This is a genomic window from Leclercia sp. LTM14 (assembly GCF_023736175.1).
GTDB classification, from domain to species: Bacteria; Pseudomonadota; Gammaproteobacteria; order Enterobacterales; family Enterobacteriaceae; genus Enterobacter; species Enterobacter barmai.
The window spans coordinates 197725-213703 of record NZ_JAIKTT010000001.1; the positions used below are offsets into that span (position 1 = coordinate 197725).

Sequence of the window (15979 nt, forward strand, 5' to 3'; positions counted from 1 at the left end):
CCTTATGCCGTCTGCGGCAGGCGTTGCGGCGCGACCGTCACCACGCGCTGGACAAAAATTCCCGGCGTTACCACCGCCTCCGGATCAAGCTCGCCCAGGCGCACCGTCTCGCTCACCTGCGCAATGGTGCAGCTGGCGGCGGCGGCCATGATCGGCCCGAAGTTGCGCCCGGTTTTGTCATAGACCAGGTTGCCCCAGCGGTCGGCCTTCAGGGCTTTGATCAGGGCGAAATCGGCTTTTAACGGGTACTCCAGCACGTAATCCCTGCCGTCGATGTGCCGGGTCTCTTTGCCCGCCGCCAGCTCGGTGCCAAAGCCGGTCGGGGTGAAGATCGCCCCCAGCCCGCTGCCGCCCGCCTGAATGCGCGCCGCGAGGTTGCCCTGCGGGACCAGCTCCAGCTCCACTTCGCCGCGACGGTAGAGGTCGTCAAAGACCCAGGAGTCGGTCTGGCGCGGGAAGGAGCAGATCACCTTTTTCACGCACCCGGCCTTCAGCAGCGCCGCCAGGCCGTAGTCGCCGTTTCCGGCGTTGTTGCTGATCAGGGTCAGATCCCGCGGTCTGCGGCGGATCAGGGCATCCAGCAGCTCGGCGGGCTGTCCGGCCGCGCCGAAGCCGCCTACCATTACCACCGCGCCGTCAAAAATGTCCGCCACGGCGGCATCGGTGGCGGCAATCCGTTTATCAATCATTTGCTTACCTCGTTATTATTCGTTGACGGCAGGCTGCGCAGGGCGATCCACGCCAGCAGCGCATAGGCCATCAGCAGAAGGGAGACCGGCCAGGAAGCGTCGAAGTGCATCAGCAGCGCCACCGCCAGCATCGGCCCCAGTCCGCCGGAGAAGATCGAGCCCACCTCATGCCCCAGCGCCAGGCCGGAGTAGCGCACGCGCACCGGGAACAGGTCGCTCATGATGCAGGGCTGGGTGCCGATCATCGCCCCGTGGCAGAACGGCAGGCCGAGCAGCATCGCCAGCATGATCCAGCCGTAGTCCCCGGTGGAGAGCAGCCAGAAGAACGGGAAGGCCATCACCAGCAGGCCGATGACGCCGATGTAGTAGACCGGCTTCAGGCCGATGCGGTCCGAGAGCGCGCCCCAGAACAGGATCGAGAAGAACTCCACCAGCATCGCCAGGGTCACGGCGCTGATGATCTCCCCGGTGCCGATGCCGATGTGTTTGGCGTAGACCACCGAAAAGGTGAAGAAGATATAGGAAGCGCCGTTCTCGGGCAGGCGCAGGGCGATGGCCTGCAGCAGCGCTTTCGGGTGCTCGCGCACCAGCACCATCAGCGGGATCTTCTCGTGTTTCTCTTCGGGCTTCGCCTGAGTGAAGGCCTTGCTCTCGCGGATGTTTTTGCGGATATAGACTCCAACCAGGAAGATGACGATGCTGAGCAGGAAGGGCACGCGCCAGCCCCAGCTCATCAGTTCGTCTTCCGGCAGCTTTTGCACCAGATAAAAGGCAAACGCCGAGAGGACAAACCCGCCGGAGACCCCCATCTGGCTCCAGGCGGTAAAGAAGCCGCGACGCGACGCCGGAGCGTTCTCGCTCAGCATCAGCACCCCGCCGCCCCACTCGCCGCCCGACGCCACGCCCTGTAAAAAGCGCAGGGTGATGAGCGATATCGGCGCCCAGATGCCAATCTGGGCATAGACCGGCAGCAGGCCGATGACGAAGGTGGTGGCCCCCATCAGGGTCAGGGTCATGATCAGCGTCATCTTGCGGCTGTAGCGATCCCCGAGATGGCCGAAGACGATCCCGCCCAGCGGACGGGCAAGGAAGCCCACCGCAAAACCGGAGAAGGCCAGCAGCGTGCCCTGCATCGGGTCGCCGCCCACCGGGAAGAACAGCGGGCCAAACACCAGCGCCGCAGCGGTGCCGTAGAGGAAGAAGTCATACCATTCCAGCGCGTTACCCAGCACCGAGGCGAACACCAGCTTGCGCATCTGTCCCGCATCCTGCGGTTGTACTGCCGAAGCGGCGGATGTTTCAGTCACGACATTGCTCATCAGCGTTACCCTTATGGTTGGTTTTACGCTTCCACGTCATGCCCGATGGCATGGTAGCGACGGTTGAAGTAGACCAGCCCGCGCGGGGCTTCGCTGATGCGGATCGCCTGCACCTGGCAGTAGAACACCGTGTGGCTGCCCACTTCATGGCAGGTGTCGATCACGCAGTCGAAGCTGGCGACGGACGAGCTCAGCACCGGCGCGCCGCTGGCCATCACCTGCCAGGTGTCGTACTCGAAACGTTGCTCGGAGCGCAGGCTGGCGTTGGCGAAGATCCCGGAGAGATCCTGGTGGTCGCTGGAGAGGACGTTGACGCACAGGACCCGGTTCTGCTTGAAGGGCTCATGGGCGTAGGAGTTGCGGTTCATGCACACCAGCAGCGTCGGCGGCGAGTCCGTGACGCTGCAGACGGCAGAGGCGGTAAACCCAAACTTGCCCGCCGGGCCGTCGGTGGTGATCACGGAGACCGCACTGCCCAGTTGCGCCATGGCATTACGAAATTCGGTTTGCAGTGTCATAAGGAATTCCTCACAGATCGATAACTAAACGGGCGCTCTTTGCCCGGGAACAACACAACAAAATCTGGTCGCCGTCGGCTTTCTCTTCGTCGGTCAGGTAGCTGTCGCGATGATCCGGCTCGCCTTCCAGCACGTCGGTCAGGCAGCTACCGCAGATCCCCTGCCTGCAGGAGACGCATACCTTCAGCCCGGCCAGCGCCAGCGCCTCGACGATGCTCTGGTTCTCCAGCACCTGCACGGTGATGCCGCTCGTGGCGGCGAACACTTCAAAGGCCGCCCCGCCGGTGATCACCCCGGCGCTGAAGCACTCCTGATGCACCTGCTCCGGGCGATAGCCCGCTGCCGCGGCCTGTTCGCTGACCGCATCCATCAGCCGCGTCGGGCCGCAGGTGTAGACGTGGGTTTTGGCCGGAACGTCGCTCAGCACGGCCGCCAGGTTCAGGCGCTGGATATCGCTGAAGTGCAGATGAACGCGGTCGGCATACGGAGCCTGCTCCAGTTGAGAGATAAACGCCGCCTGTTCCCGCGTCCGGGCGCAGTAGTGCAGGCTGAACGAGCGCCCGCTGGCGTGCAGTTCGGCGGCCATCGCCAGCATCGGGGTGATGCCGATCCCGCCGCCAATCAGCAGGCAGTGGCTGGCCGTTTCCTCCAGCGCAAACAGGTTGCGCGGGTCGCTGACCTGAATCGAATCCCCTTCGTTCAGGGCGTGGGCGGCAAGAGAGCCCCCCTGGGATTTACTCTCTTTGAGAATGCCGAGCTGGTAGTGGCGGCGATCGTTTGGGTCGCCGCACAGGGAGTACGGACGCACCAGGTCTTCTGCCAGATGCAGATCGATATGCGCCCCCGCGCTGAAGGGCGGGAGGTCGATACCGTCAGAATGCGCCAGCGTCAGCAGGACTACCTCGCCCTGCAACTCCCGCCTGATAACCTGTAATGTCAGCATGTTGACTCCTTAACGCATAAACAGGCCGCCGTTGATGTCCCAGGTTGCCCCGGTGACAAACGACGCCTGCTCTGATGCCAGCAAGGCCACGGCCTGTGCGACAAACTCTGCTTCACCTAATTTGCCGACCGGGATCATCTGCAGCAGTCCGGCCATCTTCTCTTCCGGTACCAGGGCGTGAACCATCGGCAGATCCATCGGGCCCGGGGCAATGGCGTTTACCGTCACGCCGGATTTACTCAGCTCGCGGGCAAACACTTTGGTGAGGGTCAGGATCCCGCCCTTGGAGGCCGCGTAGTGGGCCCCGGATGCGGTTCCGCCGTTCTGCCCGGCCAGTGAAGCCAGGTTGATGATGCGGCCATAGCCTTTGCCCGCGAAGTAGCGCCCCATGGTCTGGCAGCCGACAAAGGTGCCGCGCAGGTTGGTGGAAATCACCCGGTCGAACTCGTCGACCTCAATCTCCATCACCGGGGTGGCGAGGGTCAGCGCGGCGTTGTTCACCAGCACTTCAAGGCTGCCGAAACGCTCGAGGGTGGCCGTCAGCGCTTTGGCGAAATCCTGCGGCTGGCGAATATCCAGCCCCAGCGCCAGGACTCTGCCCTGCCCGTTATCCAGGCGATCCGCGGCCTGCTGCGCCCGGGCGGCGTCGACGTCGGTCAGCACCACCTGATATCCCTGCGCCAGCAGGTGGGCGGCAATCACGTTGCCGAGACCGGCGGCGGCGCCGGTTACTAATACGGTTTGCGTCATGGGCGGCTCCTCAGAGGATGTAGCCGATGCTGTGCAGCACATCGTCGCTGTTGACCAGGCAGATCACCTTTTGGGTAATCAGCAACCTGCCGTCCTGCGGCTTGAGGTGCCAGGTGATGTCCGCCGCGTAGTGGCGGCTGTGCCCCTTGCGGTGCTCCCACAGGGACTGCGCCCCGCGCACCACGATCAGATCCTCGCTGGATTCCAGCAGGCGGAAGCGCGACAGGGTGCGCAGCGTTCTGGCGCGTGGCGTGGTGGAGATGGACTCCCCGCTGTAGAGGCGCTTCACCCGGCGCTCGCGCATGTGGTGATCGTCGCAGGCGTAGTTGAGGGTGTTTTTAAAATCGGTTTCGTTCGGGTCGATGGGCACCACGTACAGGCCGTCGCGCTGCCACAGCTCCAGCCAGGCGTTGAACTCGCCCTGGTCCAGCAGATCGCCTTCGAGGTTGATTACGGACATGGCCGCAAACAGGACAGAATCTGGGGTCATCATTTTTCGCTCTCCGTCATCAATTTTTTCCACTGCTGATAGGCCGCCCGCATGCCGGTCTCGGCGCTGACGTCGCTGCGCAGGCCATCGTCGGTGCGGTACTCCCCGGCCAGTCCGCGGTTGAGCATGATCCACAGATCATCCCCGGCGGTGGCCCCGCGCTGTACGCGCTCCCAGGCTTCGGAGTCGTCCGGGGTGCCAAAGCCCATCGGCCCCTGGAAGTGTTCGTGCAGACGCAGGCGCGCCTGGTTGGCAATCTCCGGCCCGCCGTCCATGGTGATCACCGCGTGGTGGATTTCGGTTTCCATCACTGAGATCGGCTGCAATACGCGGAAGAAGGCCATCGAACAGGCGATATTCGGGAACAGGTTGAGATTGAAGCCGGAGCCGCCCACCGCGCGCACGATGCGGCGTACCTGCTCTTCGTCGTGATCTTTGCGCAGTTCGTCAGCCAGTTCGACAAAGCGCTCCGGGATTGGCGCGTCGAGGTTAGCTTCCAGATCCACCAGCTCGGGGATCATCACCATCACGCTGTGGCCGTTGCCGAGATCTTCCACATAGCCGCTGCCGTCCACGAAGTTGAGCATCTCTTCGGTCTGCTTATCCACCGAGCTCAGGAAGGAGCGGTGCACCACCGGGAAGTGGTAGCCGTCGGTGGTGTTCTCCAGCTGAATTTTCCAGTTGCCCGGGAAGCGGAAACGGTGCGCAGGCCCGGTCTTGATCGGGTAGCCCGCCCCCTGCTTCATAAACAGATCCATCCACTTCTTCGCCGCGCCGAGGAAATCCTCCAGCGGTTCGATCTCGTCGTTAAAGGTGGCGAAGACCATGCCCGCATACTGTTCGGTACGCAGCGACACCAGACCCAGCTCGTTTTTCTCAAGCTGATCGGCATAGCTTTCCGGGTGCGGCACGCCGCGCAGGCTGCCGTCGAGGGCGTAGCCCCAGCCGTGGTACGGGCAGACGAAGCTGTTGGTCTTGCCGCTGCGGTGCTCGCAGACGGTGGCCGCGCGGTGGCGGCAGCGGTTCAGCAGGGTGTGGATCGCGCCTTTACGATCACGCACCACGATCACCGGCTGGGTGCCGATCTCGGTGGTTTTGAAGCTGCCGGTCTCCGGGATCTCGCTGACGTGCGCCACCCAGACCCAGGTTTTGCTGAAAATACGGTCCAGCTCCAGCTGGAAGAGTTCGTCTGAGGTGTAGAGCGACGTGTGGACGCGGTCATGCTTTACCAGGCCCGCAATCTCTTCCCGGCTCAGGCTCGGCTGCGCGGTGGTATCGATATTCTTGACGTTGATGATGTGGTCACACTGCATAATCTTTCTCCTGCTGGCGATCGAGGTTCTAGTTTTTGTCAGGGACAGGTAACGCATCCGCCGCATGCCAGTGGCTCACCGGCCGGCTGAACAGGTTGCGGGTGGTGAAATGGTGCATGGTCATCTCACCCGCCTCGCGACGGAAAATAATCTGCAGCTCGGCGGCATTCAGATGCGCGCCCCCGGCGGTAAAGGCGGAGGTTTGCAGCATCTGCCAGCGGCCATGCAGCACGCCGTCGGCATCGTGATACAGCGCTTCGGAGCATAAAAAATGGCCGTTCAGGGCGAAGTGCGCGGGCGTGCGGACGTAGCCCGCCATCATCGCCACAATCGCCTCGCGTCCCTGATGTCTTCCCAGCCGGGTGGCGTAAGGCTCACCCAGCCCTTCCCAGCAGGCGTCTGCGCTGAACAGGGCCCCGATGGCCTGCACCGTCGCCATGTCGTCCAGCCGATCGCACAGCCGCATGTAGGTGCTGATACAGACCCGGGCGGCCTGCTGATCTTCAAGCTGCTGTAAACGCAGCGCATCCTGTGGGCTCATGATCCGCTCCGTTACTGAATGATCAGTTCGCGACCGACGCGGGCTTCGATCTTGCAGTACTTCCACAGTTTGCTGTCGCCGTCGCCCACCGGGGTGGTGCGGAACAGGTTGCAGGCGGCCACCACGCTGTCGAGGGTGTCGGCATCGGCCAGCACGTAGGTGGTCCACGGCGAAGTAGTGGACGGGCCGACCATCAGGCGGTCATCGTCCATGTTGCCGATGACGCGGATGCCCTGGGTTTCGTCGATGCCCTTCATCATCACGCCGAATGCGGCCCACACCTGTTTGGCTTCTGCCGGGGTGGCGTCAAAGAAGTTCTGGTTCACGCCGATGCAAAACAGCACGCGTAAGGTTGTTGTCTGGCTCATCTGTTGCTCCTTTCGTAAAAATTACAAATAACCCGGCAGAGGCTGGCCACCGAAATAGACCGTACCGGCGTTGAGATAAGAGAGGTCGCCCATAAAGGCGTGCTGGGTGATCACCATGGTGTCGCGCACGTAGCGTTGCAGCGGGCTTTTCATGGTGATGCCGCCCATGCCGTTCAGCGCCAGCGCCTGGCGGGTTACCTCGGCGGCCACGCGGGTGACGTGGGTGGACGACAGCCGCAGGGCGTTGATCTGCTCGCAGGCCGGATCATCCCCGGCGAGAATGCACTGCCAGACGTCGTCAATGGCGTCGTAGAACCAGGCCCGGGCGGAGCGCAGATCCGCTTCGCAGCGGGCAATCTGCATCTGCGCCTGCGGGCGGTCGGCGAGGCGCGGCGCGCCGGTGACCGACTGCTGGCGATGGGCAATGGCATAGATTTCGTTGAGTGCCGCGCGGGCGACGCCAAGCGCCACCACCGACAGCACCTGGGTCGCGAGGGACAGCACCGGATAGCGATAGAGCGCCCCTTCCAGGTTGAGCGCGCCGCCGCGAACGAAGGTCCACTCCTGCGGCACAAAGGCGTCGTTCACCACCAGATCGTGGCTCCCGGTCCCGGCCAGGCCGACGGTGTTCCACACCGGGTCGATCTGCACGCTGTCACGCGGCAGCACCGCCATGCGCGGCAGGGTTTCGCCACTCTCCGGCAGGATCCCGACGCCAAACACCGAGGCGCCCATGCTGCCGCTGGCAAAGCCCCAGCGTCCGGTGACGCGGTAGCCGCCATCCGCCAGCACCGCTTTCTGCGGCGGGAAAATGCCACCGGCAAAGACCACGTCCGGGCCGTCGCGGTAGAGTTCTTTTAAGGTGTCCGGCGGCAATGCGCCGAGGTAAAACGGGCTCATGCCGAAGCTGGCGACCCAGCCTGCGGAGCCATCGGCGGTGGCGATCTGCTCGATCAGCTCACAAAACTGCGCCGGGGAGCACTCTTCGCCGCCGTAGATTTTTGGGACTAAGGCGCGATAGACGCCAATCTGCTTAAAGCGGGCGATGATGTCGTCAGAGATATGACGCTGTTGCTCAAAATCGGCGCTGCGGGTGGCGACTTCATTCAGCAGTGGAACGAGTTCCTCACGAACATGAACGGCAGACATAGCTTCCTCCCAAAAGAGTGTGCGGCCCGCAGAGAGACGAGTGCTGCCGCAATGAGTGGTACTCACTGAGTTATGGTTAAAACTGAACGGGAAAGCGGGATAGTTAGCGGCGTCGTCGCCCGGACAACCACTCAGCCGCCTGAACCAGCAGACCCTCCTGCCCTTTGGCGGCGACAAGCTGCAGCGCCACCGGGCGTCCGTTTAGCGTGCCCGCAGGCAGGGTCAGCGCCGGATGGCCGCTGAGGTTAAACGGCCGCACCAGACGGGTGAGGTTCACCACGGTCAGCGGATCTTTCGCCTCTTCCAGGGTTGGCGGCAGTTCCGGCAGGGTTGCCAGCGCCAGCAGAGGGGTTTTCGCCAGTTGGGCATCCACCTGGGCGGTAAAGACCTGGCGGATGGTTTCTGCGGCATGCAGGGCACCGGCATCGATATCGGCCCCGACGCGGATGCGGGTAGCGACATCGGCGGAGAGCCGCTCATCGCTCAGGAGCGGGTTAAACGCCTGCCAGTTTTCGTGGCTGATGATGGTCAGCCCGGCGCGATGGGCATCGCCCAGCAGCGGGAGCTCAACCTGATGGGGACGCAGGTCAGCCTGCGCCAGGAAATTCAGCAGCAGCGAGTCGATGTCGACGAGCGCCGCCGGGATAAAGCCGATGGCGGGCATCGTCTGTAATGGGGCGTCAACCGGCAGCCCCAGACGGGCCAGTACCTCGCGCAGCACCTCGGCGCGGCGGGCGAAGATCCCTACGCAGTCCAGCGAGCTTTGGGCGGGCATCACCCCTTCCCGGCTAAGCTGGCCGTAAGTTGGCTTTAAGCCGAGGATCCCGCAGCAGGCGGCAGGCATGCGCACCGAGCCGCCGGTGTCGGTGCCGAGGGCAAAATCGACCTCGCCGGAAGCCACTACCGCGGCAGAGCCGCTGGAGGAGCCGCCGGGGATCAGGTCAGGAAACTGCGGGTTAACCGGCGTGCCGCCCCAGGGGTTGATCCCGGTGACGCCAAACGCCAGTTCATGCAGGGTGGTTTTTCCGGTCAGGACGCAGTTCTTCCCGAGAAGGGTCGCAACCACGTCGGCGTGCGTTGCTGCCACCGGGTTTGCCGCCAGCGCCGGGCAGCCTGCACGGGTCGGAAAGCCTGCGATGTCGAGGGTGTCTTTCACCGCGAAGCGCAGGTCGCCCTCACCAAGGGTAAACTGCGCGACGTAACCATTGCTCTCAGTAACGGGCTGCATAATTCGCACCTTAACCAGAAAAAACGAATCACATTCGGGCCGGGCAGTCTTCGCTGCGGTTCGACCCACGTTTGCTCAGGTCAATCATGGAATATTTAGATGAATATTCAAGTAATATTTCACGTTAATTTTACGAAAAAATAACAATGAAACATTTTGTTAACACATGTGGATAAGTGGGTCAGGATGATGAAAAATAACAATAAAGCCTGCGCGGGAATCAAAAAAAAGCCGCCCTGACAATCAGGACGGCCTGTTTATAAAATCATTTATTTACAGTAGGTTATAACAAATATCTACGGCTGTCACAAAACCGCAATTCTCCCTGTGGCAGCTTCAAAGCTCGTTGAGGTTGTCGAGCACCTTCGACAGGAAGAGGTTCATTTTTTCCATCTGGGCGGCGGTCATGCCCTTAAAACCCTTCTCGAAAACCTTGCTGGCAAGACGGTGTGCCTCGGTCACTTTTTCGCGTCCGGCATCGGTGAGCATCACCTCGGTGACTCTGGCGTCCTGTACGCTGCTGGCGGTGGTGACCAGACCGTCATCGCGCAACCGACCGACGATTTTGGTGACGGTGGGCATTTTAGTCATGGCGTATTCGGAGATCTGCGAGATGCTGGCCTTACCGTACTGCTCGGTAATCATCAGCACCCGAAAGCGGGACACATCGAGCTGCACCTTTTTCAGTGTGATTTCCATAACTTGCGTGTAGCGCGCGTAGACGTTGACGATCCAGTAGAAGGGGAACTCTTCGCGGTGAAAAGTGGGGCCGGTGTCTGACGATGTCTTCGTTTGACTCATGAAATGACGTTCCAGAAGTGATGCAATGGCCGCAATTATACCCGCTATTGACCGCCCGCTATAGCCCGATCGCACCCTGCCCCGGGCTGTTAACAAATCGCCGCGCCACAAAAGCCGATCGATATCGCATTATGATTCGAAAACGCTACGTGATTAACATTTGCGTATCATTTTTTAAACAGAACATTGACGTTCATATGTGCGGTTTCCTATACGTTAGCGCACGTGTTCAGCTTGCACGAAATAACAACAATACCTCTAACCGCTATGTGGAGCATTTCATGAACGACAGCCCATCGATGGAACAGACACGTGACAACGTGCTGGGTCCGCCTTCGTCTGCTGACGGCACGCTCGATCCGCGTCAACAGCGAGTGATCAAAAAGTTGTTCCGGAGATTGATCACTTTTTTGTTCATTCTGTTCGTCTTTTCGTATCTGGATCGCATCAATATCGGCTTTGCCGGACTGACGATGGGCAAAGATCTGGGCCTCACCAGCACCATGTTTGGCCTGGCAACCACGCTGTTTTACGTGATGTATGTCATCTGCGGGATCCCCAGCAACGTGATGCTGAGCGTGGTGGGCGCCCGCCGCTGGATCGCTATTCTGATGGTGGTGTGGGGGATTGCGTCCACGGCCACTATGTTCGCCACCGGCCCTAACAGCCTGTATGTGCTGCGTATGCTGGTGGGGATTGCCGAAGCGGGCTTCCTGCCGGGGCTGCTGTTGTATTTAACGTTCTGGTTCCCGGCGCACTACCGCGCCCGCGCCAACGCCCTGTTTATGATTGCCATGCCGGTGACGATGGCGCTGGGGTCGCTGGCCTCCGGGTACATCCTGAACCTCGATGGGGTGATGAACCTGAAGGGTTGGCAGTGGCTGTTCCTGCTGGAAGGCTTCCCGTCGGTGATCCTGGGCTTCGTGGTCTGGTTCTGGCTGGATGACAGCCCGGATAAAGCGCGCTGGTTGACCCAGGATGACAAAGCCTGTCTGAAGGAGATGCTGGAGGCGGATCGCCTGAACGCCATCAGCACCCGGGAGCGGGAACAGGCCGCGACGCTGGTACCGCAGCAGCGCAGCGTGATGCGCGAGCTGTTCACGCCGACCATCATGCTCTACACCCTGGCCTACTTCTGCCTGACCAACACCCTCAGCGCCCTGAGCGTCTGGACCCCGCTGATCCTGCGCAGCATCAGCGAAGAGAGCAGCAACGTGACCATCGGGATCCTGAGCGCCATTCCGCAGGTGTGTACGATTGTGGCGATGGTCTGGTGGAGTAAACGTTCCGACAAGCGCAACGAGCGTAAGATCCACACCCTGCTGCCGTACCTGTTTGCCGCCGCAGGCTGGATCCTGACCGCCACCAGCACCAATCCGATGCTGCAGTTCACCGGGATCGTGATGGCCTCGTCGGGTGCCTTTGCCGCGATGGTGATCTTCTGGACCACCCCGGATCGTTCCATCTCCCTGCGTGCCCGCGCGTTGGGTATTGCGGTGATCAACGCCACCGGGATGACCGGTGCCGCGCTGGGGCCGCTGCTGATGGGGCTGATGAAAGATATCACCGGCAACTTCAACGCCGGGATCTTCATGGTGGCCGGTTTCCTCGTGCTGGGTGCGGCGGTGATTGCCTTGATCCCGATGAAGCACGCAACGAAGCAGGCAGAGTCGTTGAAAGGGTTGCCGACGAACGGGTGATTTTTAGCACCTGTGCAAGATTGCCGGGTGGCGGCTACGCCTTACCCGGCCTACAGGTCGATTTTGACTTCGTAGGCCCGGCAAGCGTAGCGCCGCCGGGCACAAACTTATTCCGCTGTGACCGGTTTAACCCGCACCCCGGCAAATACCATCACCATTGCCGCTACCAGCAGCACGCCGCTGGCGGTAAACACCCCGCTCGCCCCGTTGAGATCGAATACTGCTCCGCCCCCGGCGGCACCGGCGCTGATCGCCAGCTGGATCGAGGCCACCATCAACCCACCTGCGCTTTCGGCTTCGTCGGTGACGGTGGTTGCAAGCCAGGTTGACCAGCCCACCGGCACCAGACCAAACGCAAAGCCCCACAGGCTCACCAGCAGGCCGTCCACCAGCGCCAGATGTCCGAACGCCACCATCAGCAACGCCAGCATGCCCATCGCCAACGGTACCAGCGCCAGAGTCAGGCGCAGGTTGCGGGCCAGCAGATGCCCGGCAATGGAGGTGCCGACGAAGTTCGCCACGCCAAAGCCCAGCAGGATCAGCGAGATGGTCTCCACGCTCACCTGCCCCACCGTCTCAAGGAACGGACGCAGGTAGGTAAAGAAGGCGAAATGGCCGCTGAAGATCAGGATGGTGGCCAGCAGGCCGCCCACCATTCCCGGACGGCGCAGCACCCGCACCAGAGTGCCGAGGCTGCCGCTGTTTTCCGGACGCATCGACGGCAGAACCCACAGCTGCCACAGCAGAGCCAGGGCGCTGGGCACCACGCAGAGAATAAAGACGTTACGCCAGCCGATCAGGCTGCCGAGATAGCTCCCCAGCGGCGCGGCCACCACGGTGGCAATCGACACCCCGGAGAAGATAATTGCAAGCGCTTTAGGCACATCGCTGGCGGGCACCAGCCGCATCGCGGTGGCGGTGGACATCGCCCAGAAGCCGCCTATCGCTACCCCCAGCAGCAGGCGTCCGCTCAGCAGTACCTCCAGCGACGGTGCAAAGGCCACCAGCAGGCTGGAGACGATCTGCAGCACGGAGAAGAACATCAGCACCCAGCGGCGGTCGATGCTTTTGGTTGCCGGGGTGATCAACAGGCCGGTGACCAGCGCCACCAGCGCGGTGGCGGTCACCGACTGCCCGGCGACCCCTTCGCTGACCCCCAGACTGGCGGCCATGGGCGTCAGCAGGCTGGCAGGCAGAAACTCGGCAACGATCAACCCGAACACCCCGAGCCCCAGGGACCAGACCGCGCGCCAGGCCGGTCTGGCCGGGGCGCTGGCCTCGTTTGCGACGATGGATGAATGCATTTGTAATACTCCCGTTATGAAAATGTGACGTATGTCGCAAAGCATAGGAAGTTCACCGCGGACGATCTATGACATATAATCTTCATTTATTGATTATTCGTCCGGGAATAGAGAAATGACCCTTCGCTCGCCAGATTTGATCAGTGAATTACTGCGCGGTATGCGCCTGTCGGGGGTGAAATACCGCCGCATTGAGGCCAGCGCGCCCTTTGGCGTGGCCTTCGGCGCGGCCCCCGGCAAAGCGCAGTTCCACTTTATCAGCCGGGGTCCGGCGATCCTGCGGATGCACAGCGGCGCGCGGTTCGAGCTTAACAGCGGTGACGCGGTCTTTCTGCCGAACGGGGATGCCCACGCCCTGCTCTCCGGAGATGACGCCACCATCACGCCGGTATCGGCCTTCCCCAGCGAGCCGATCTGCAACAGCGTGTGCGACATTCACTGCGAGCCGTGTCCGGACAGCGAGAACGTGGTGATATTCAGCGGGTGCATGGATTTCGATCTGGGCGGGATGCAGCCGCTGATCAAGGCGATGCCGGAAGTGATGATGGTCAGCCGTCTGATGACCACCTGGCCGGAGATCCATCCCCTGCTGGTGGCGATGGAGCGGGAGTCGATGGCGCGCCAGGTCGGTTTTGCCGGGATCCTCGCCCGGCTGGCGGACGTGGTGGCGGCGCTGATTGTCCGCGGCTGGGTTGAAGCCGGGTGCGGCAAGGCCACCGGCTGGATCCAGGTTCTGCGCGATCCGCGCCTCAGCCGGGCGATCTACGCCATGCACCAGCAGCCGGGCATTAACTGGAGCGTGGCGGAGCTGGCAAAAGAGGCGGGAACGTCGCGGTCGGTGTTTGCCGAGCGTTTTCTCTCAGCCACCGGCACCACGCCAGCGAAGTACCTGAGCGAGCTGCGGATGCGGCTGGCGATCCAGTATATCGGTCAGGAGAATCAGGCCATTGAAACCGTGGCATTGCGCCTCGGCTACAGTTCGCTGGCGGCCTTCAGCCGGGCGTTTAAGCGGATTGTCGGCCAGTCGCCGGGGGCACTACGCGAAGCCAGTCAGACCCCACAGGAGATCTGACCGGCCCGGAGAGTTACAGCCAGCTCTGCTGGACAGGCGCGCCTTCGGTGCGCTCCGCCCGGGGCATCTCAATGGCCAGGGTTGACAGGTGTTTGGCCCACAGGTCAGCCACCCATTTTACGCCGCGCGCGGTAAAGCGTGCCTGAGACCAGGTGCGCTCGTTTTCACCCACGCCGCTGTGCAGGGTAAAGTAGCCCGCATCGATGTGGTGCTGCGGCGGGACCAGGTTGCCGCCGACGCGCTGCATGATGTTGCGCTCCAGCAGAAACTCGCGGAACTGGGGCTCTTTGGCCTTGAGGATCTTACAGAGCTGGCGGAAGCCCAGCGACTCCTTCACCTGCACGAACTGATCAAAGAACGCCGCCTTTGGGGCCCAGAGCGCAAGCTGCTCTTCTGCGCGCTGGCGCTTTTCATACTGCTCGGCCCAGGCGCGCGCTGCCGCCGCCGGGTTGGTGAAGTCCGGGATATTGACGTTTCTCTCCTGCTCCTGCCAGCGATCGAGCATGGCGGCAGTGAAGCCCGGGGAGATACGTGAAACCGTCAGCAGGGAGTCCCGTTTGTTCAGCAAAAACTCCTGCCGCATTTCACCTTCGCGCTCATACAGGCTGGTCGTGACCGGCTGCGAAAGACGCTGCGCCGTTTCCAGGCTTTGCACCATACGCTTCACCTCGGTATGGGCAATACCGGTCAGCTTCGCGATTTCGCGACTGCTGATGGTGGCAAGCTGGCCACTGGACTGGAAAGTTTCAACAGGAATTACCATAGGTTTCACCCCTCACTCATACATTACTCGGGTAATTTGCTCTAATAGTATACAAATACCTGTTCAAATATCCAGTATAATTTTTAAACGATCATCTTCAATGCCGCGCCACGCCTAAGTTGCGGTAACTAAGGCTGTTTCTGGTTTTCACTTTTTTCAGACGCACCAAAATGCGCAGTGTCGCCGTGCCCGTGTTCTCCGCTGCCCTGCACGCGCTTAAGCTGAATCACCTCCCCGCGCTGCCAGGCGTTGGCCCCTTCCGCTACCGGGTGGGCCAGGATATCGGCCCGCCGGGCTTTGATCTCCTGAGTATCGATCTTCAGGCGACGATCGCGATCGGCCAGCAGCGCCGGATCGAGTTGTCCCTCTCCGGTAAAGCCCATCATCAGCGCCGGGATGCCGAGCGGCAGGGTTTTGTCGCGATCCGTATGCCAGGTGTGCCAGGTTTTGCCGTAGGTGTTGACGATTTTATTCATCAGCGCCTTGTCGGCGACCGCAGGCAGACCGGGTGCCACCAGGCTGCCCGATTTCACTTCGTACTGGTGGCTGTGCCAGAGCTGTTTCTCCTCCGGCGGCAGGGTGTTAAACAGGCGCTCGCTGATGATGTACTCCACCCCCATCAGGCGGGCATCTTTGGTATTGCCGTCATAGATGACCGCCTGCATAACCTCTTCATTGAGCACGGTCACGTAGTGATGGGCCTCCATCTGCCCGTTTTTATCCCCGCTGTAAAAATGAAAACCGTCCAGATACGCACTAATAGCCTCCACCGGCGGCCGCGACTGGATAACCTGAGCCCCCGTTTCCAGGGTACTCAGGGTGGCAGAGGTATCTTTACCGGGGAGAGGAGCCTGTGGCGGGGTGTTGTTCGCGCCGCAGCCGACAAGCAGCAGGACAGCAAGATTCAGAGGTAACGATTTCATTGGCACTCCCTTTCATAAAACCTGGTTATGAAGGTAGTGCAGATGAGGGAATTGATCCGGCATATCTGAGAAAAAACAGCGGCTTCGCTCGTTTTCATCCGCAACGGT

Annotated in this window: 17 protein-coding genes; 2 read left to right on the forward strand and 15 right to left on the reverse strand. The window is 61.6% G+C overall.

Annotation, left to right across the window (positions count from 1 at the left end; translation table 11 throughout):
- Positions 1-2: 2 nt before the first annotated feature.
- The 12 genes from K5I40_RS00915 to K5I40_RS00970 all read right to left on the reverse strand — a co-directional run bounded on the left by K5I40_RS00915 (position 3) and on the right by K5I40_RS00970 (position 10109).
- Positions 3-689 carry a 3-oxoacid CoA-transferase subunit A gene (locus K5I40_RS00915; protein WP_223073890.1) on the reverse strand — a complete coding sequence of 229 codons (687 nt, stop codon included), beginning with the start codon at positions 687-689 and terminating at the stop codon, positions 3-5.
- On the reverse strand, positions 686-1945 hold the full coding sequence (locus K5I40_RS00920) for an MFS transporter (RefSeq protein WP_052246206.1): 1260 nt from the start codon (positions 1943-1945) through the stop codon (positions 686-688). The genes K5I40_RS00915 and K5I40_RS00920 overlap by 4 nt, the downstream gene beginning before the upstream one ends.
- An 86-nt stretch (positions 1946-2031) precedes the next feature.
- Positions 2032-2526, reverse strand: a complete 495-nt coding sequence (locus K5I40_RS00925; protein ID WP_039030748.1) for a flavin reductase — start codon at positions 2524-2526, stop codon at positions 2032-2034.
- A gap of 10 nt (positions 2527-2536) precedes the next feature.
- Complete coding sequence (locus K5I40_RS00930) at positions 2537-3469, reverse strand: PDR/VanB family oxidoreductase (RefSeq protein ID WP_223073889.1); 933 nt, start codon at positions 3467-3469, stop codon at positions 2537-2539.
- 9 nt (positions 3470-3478) lie between these two features.
- Positions 3479-4219: an SDR family NAD(P)-dependent oxidoreductase gene (locus K5I40_RS00935; protein ID WP_039030750.1), complete on the reverse strand. Its 741-nt coding sequence runs from the start codon at positions 4217-4219 to the stop codon at positions 3479-3481.
- Positions 4220-4229: 10 nt separating this feature from the next.
- On the reverse strand, positions 4230-4709 hold the full coding sequence (locus K5I40_RS00940; RefSeq protein WP_223074001.1) for an aromatic-ring-hydroxylating dioxygenase subunit beta: 480 nt from the start codon (positions 4707-4709) through the stop codon (positions 4230-4232).
- On the reverse strand, positions 4709-6022 hold the full coding sequence (locus tag K5I40_RS00945) for a Rieske 2Fe-2S domain-containing protein (protein WP_223073888.1): 1314 nt from the start codon (positions 6020-6022) through the stop codon (positions 4709-4711). The genes K5I40_RS00940 and K5I40_RS00945 overlap by 1 nt, the downstream gene beginning before the upstream one ends.
- A gap of 28 nt (positions 6023-6050) precedes the next feature.
- Positions 6051-6563 carry a nuclear transport factor 2 family protein gene (locus K5I40_RS00950; protein WP_139565379.1) on the reverse strand — a complete coding sequence of 171 codons (513 nt, stop codon included), beginning with the start codon at positions 6561-6563 and terminating at the stop codon, positions 6051-6053.
- Positions 6564-6574: 11 nt separating this feature from the next.
- Positions 6575-6931 carry a hypothetical protein gene (locus tag K5I40_RS00955; RefSeq protein ID WP_039030753.1) on the reverse strand — a complete coding sequence of 119 codons (357 nt, stop codon included), beginning with the start codon at positions 6929-6931 and terminating at the stop codon, positions 6575-6577.
- Positions 6932-6952: 21 nt separating this feature from the next.
- Positions 6953-8080, reverse strand: coding sequence for an acyl-CoA dehydrogenase family protein (locus tag K5I40_RS00960; RefSeq protein ID WP_223073887.1), 1128 nt, complete (start codon positions 8078-8080; stop codon positions 6953-6955).
- 103 nt (positions 8081-8183) lie between these two features.
- A complete protein-coding gene (locus K5I40_RS00965; RefSeq protein ID WP_223073886.1) occupies positions 8184-9308 on the reverse strand; it encodes an amidase in 1125 nt (374 codons plus the stop codon).
- Between the two features lie 336 nt (positions 9309-9644).
- Positions 9645-10109 carry a MarR family winged helix-turn-helix transcriptional regulator gene (locus K5I40_RS00970; protein WP_223073885.1) on the reverse strand — a complete coding sequence of 155 codons (465 nt, stop codon included), beginning with the start codon at positions 10107-10109 and terminating at the stop codon, positions 9645-9647.
- 281 nt (positions 10110-10390) lie between these two features.
- On the opposite strand from K5I40_RS00970, the gene hpaX reads away from it, so the two are divergent.
- Positions 10391-11809 carry a 4-hydroxyphenylacetate permease gene (hpaX, locus tag K5I40_RS00975; RefSeq protein WP_138369311.1) on the forward strand — a complete coding sequence of 473 codons (1419 nt, stop codon included), beginning with the start codon at positions 10391-10393 and terminating at the stop codon, positions 11807-11809.
- A 107-nt stretch (positions 11810-11916) separates the two neighbouring features.
- Here the strand turns inward: hpaX and K5I40_RS00980 are convergent, their stop codons facing one another.
- Complete coding sequence (locus K5I40_RS00980; RefSeq protein WP_223073884.1) at positions 11917-13113, reverse strand: MFS transporter; 1197 nt, start codon at positions 13111-13113, stop codon at positions 11917-11919.
- Between the two features lie 115 nt (positions 13114-13228).
- Between K5I40_RS00980 and K5I40_RS00985 the strand changes: the two genes are divergently transcribed.
- Entirely contained in the window at positions 13229-14185 is a 957-nt protein-coding gene (locus K5I40_RS00985; protein ID WP_223073883.1) for an AraC family transcriptional regulator, read from the forward strand.
- Positions 14186-14198: 13 nt separating this feature from the next.
- Here the strand turns inward: K5I40_RS00985 and K5I40_RS00990 are convergent, their stop codons facing one another.
- On the reverse strand, positions 14199-14948 hold the full coding sequence (locus tag K5I40_RS00990; protein ID WP_223073882.1) for a phage antirepressor KilAC domain-containing protein: 750 nt from the start codon (positions 14946-14948) through the stop codon (positions 14199-14201).
- Positions 14949-15076: 128 nt separating this feature from the next.
- On the reverse strand, positions 15077-15871 hold the full coding sequence (locus K5I40_RS00995) for an OBAP family protein (RefSeq protein ID WP_223073881.1): 795 nt from the start codon (positions 15869-15871) through the stop codon (positions 15077-15079).
- Positions 15872-15979 lie beyond the last annotated feature (108 nt).

Bases quoted from the DNA above. Each gene is read 5' to 3' on its own strand.
- K5I40_RS00915 (WP_223073890.1), bottom strand. From the start codon at position 689: ATGATTGATAAACGGATTGCCGCCACCGATGCCGCCGTGGCGGACATT.
- K5I40_RS00920 (WP_052246206.1), bottom strand. From the start codon at position 1,945: ATGCGCAAGCTGGTGTTCGCCTCGGTGCTGGGTAACGCGCTGGAATGG.
- K5I40_RS00925 (WP_039030748.1), bottom strand. From the start codon at position 2,526: ATGACACTGCAAACCGAATTTCGTAATGCCATGGCGCAACTGGGCAGT.
- K5I40_RS00930 (WP_223073889.1), bottom strand. From the start codon at position 3,469: ATGCTGACATTACAGGTTATCAGGCGGGAGTTGCAGGGCGAGGTAGTC.
- K5I40_RS00935 (WP_039030750.1), bottom strand. From the start codon at position 4,219: ATGACGCAAACCGTATTAGTAACCGGCGCCGCCGCCGGTCTCGGCAAC.
- K5I40_RS00940 (WP_223074001.1), bottom strand. From the start codon at position 4,709: ATGACCCCAGATTCTGTCCTGTTTGCGGCCATGTCCGTAATCAACCTC.
- K5I40_RS00945 (WP_223073888.1), bottom strand. From the start codon at position 6,022: ATGCAGTGTGACCACATCATCAACGTCAAGAATATCGATACCACCGCG.
- K5I40_RS00950 (WP_139565379.1), bottom strand. From the start codon at position 6,563: ATGAGCCCACAGGATGCGCTGCGTTTACAGCAGCTTGAAGATCAGCAG.
- K5I40_RS00955 (WP_039030753.1), bottom strand. From the start codon at position 6,931: ATGAGCCAGACAACAACCTTACGCGTGCTGTTTTGCATCGGCGTGAAC.
- K5I40_RS00960 (WP_223073887.1), bottom strand. From the start codon at position 8,080: ATGTCTGCCGTTCATGTTCGTGAGGAACTCGTTCCACTGCTGAATGAA.
- K5I40_RS00965 (WP_223073886.1), bottom strand. From the start codon at position 9,308: ATGCAGCCCGTTACTGAGAGCAATGGTTACGTCGCGCAGTTTACCCTT.
- K5I40_RS00970 (WP_223073885.1), bottom strand. From the start codon at position 10,109: ATGAGTCAAACGAAGACATCGTCAGACACCGGCCCCACTTTTCACCGC.
- hpaX (WP_138369311.1), top strand. From the start codon at position 10,391: ATGAACGACAGCCCATCGATGGAACAGACACGTGACAACGTGCTGGGT.
- K5I40_RS00980 (WP_223073884.1), bottom strand. From the start codon at position 13,113: ATGCATTCATCCATCGTCGCAAACGAGGCCAGCGCCCCGGCCAGACCG.
- K5I40_RS00985 (WP_223073883.1), top strand. From the start codon at position 13,229: ATGACCCTTCGCTCGCCAGATTTGATCAGTGAATTACTGCGCGGTATG.
- K5I40_RS00990 (WP_223073882.1), bottom strand. From the start codon at position 14,948: ATGGTAATTCCTGTTGAAACTTTCCAGTCCAGTGGCCAGCTTGCCACC.
- K5I40_RS00995 (WP_223073881.1), bottom strand. From the start codon at position 15,871: ATGAAATCGTTACCTCTGAATCTTGCTGTCCTGCTGCTTGTCGGCTGC.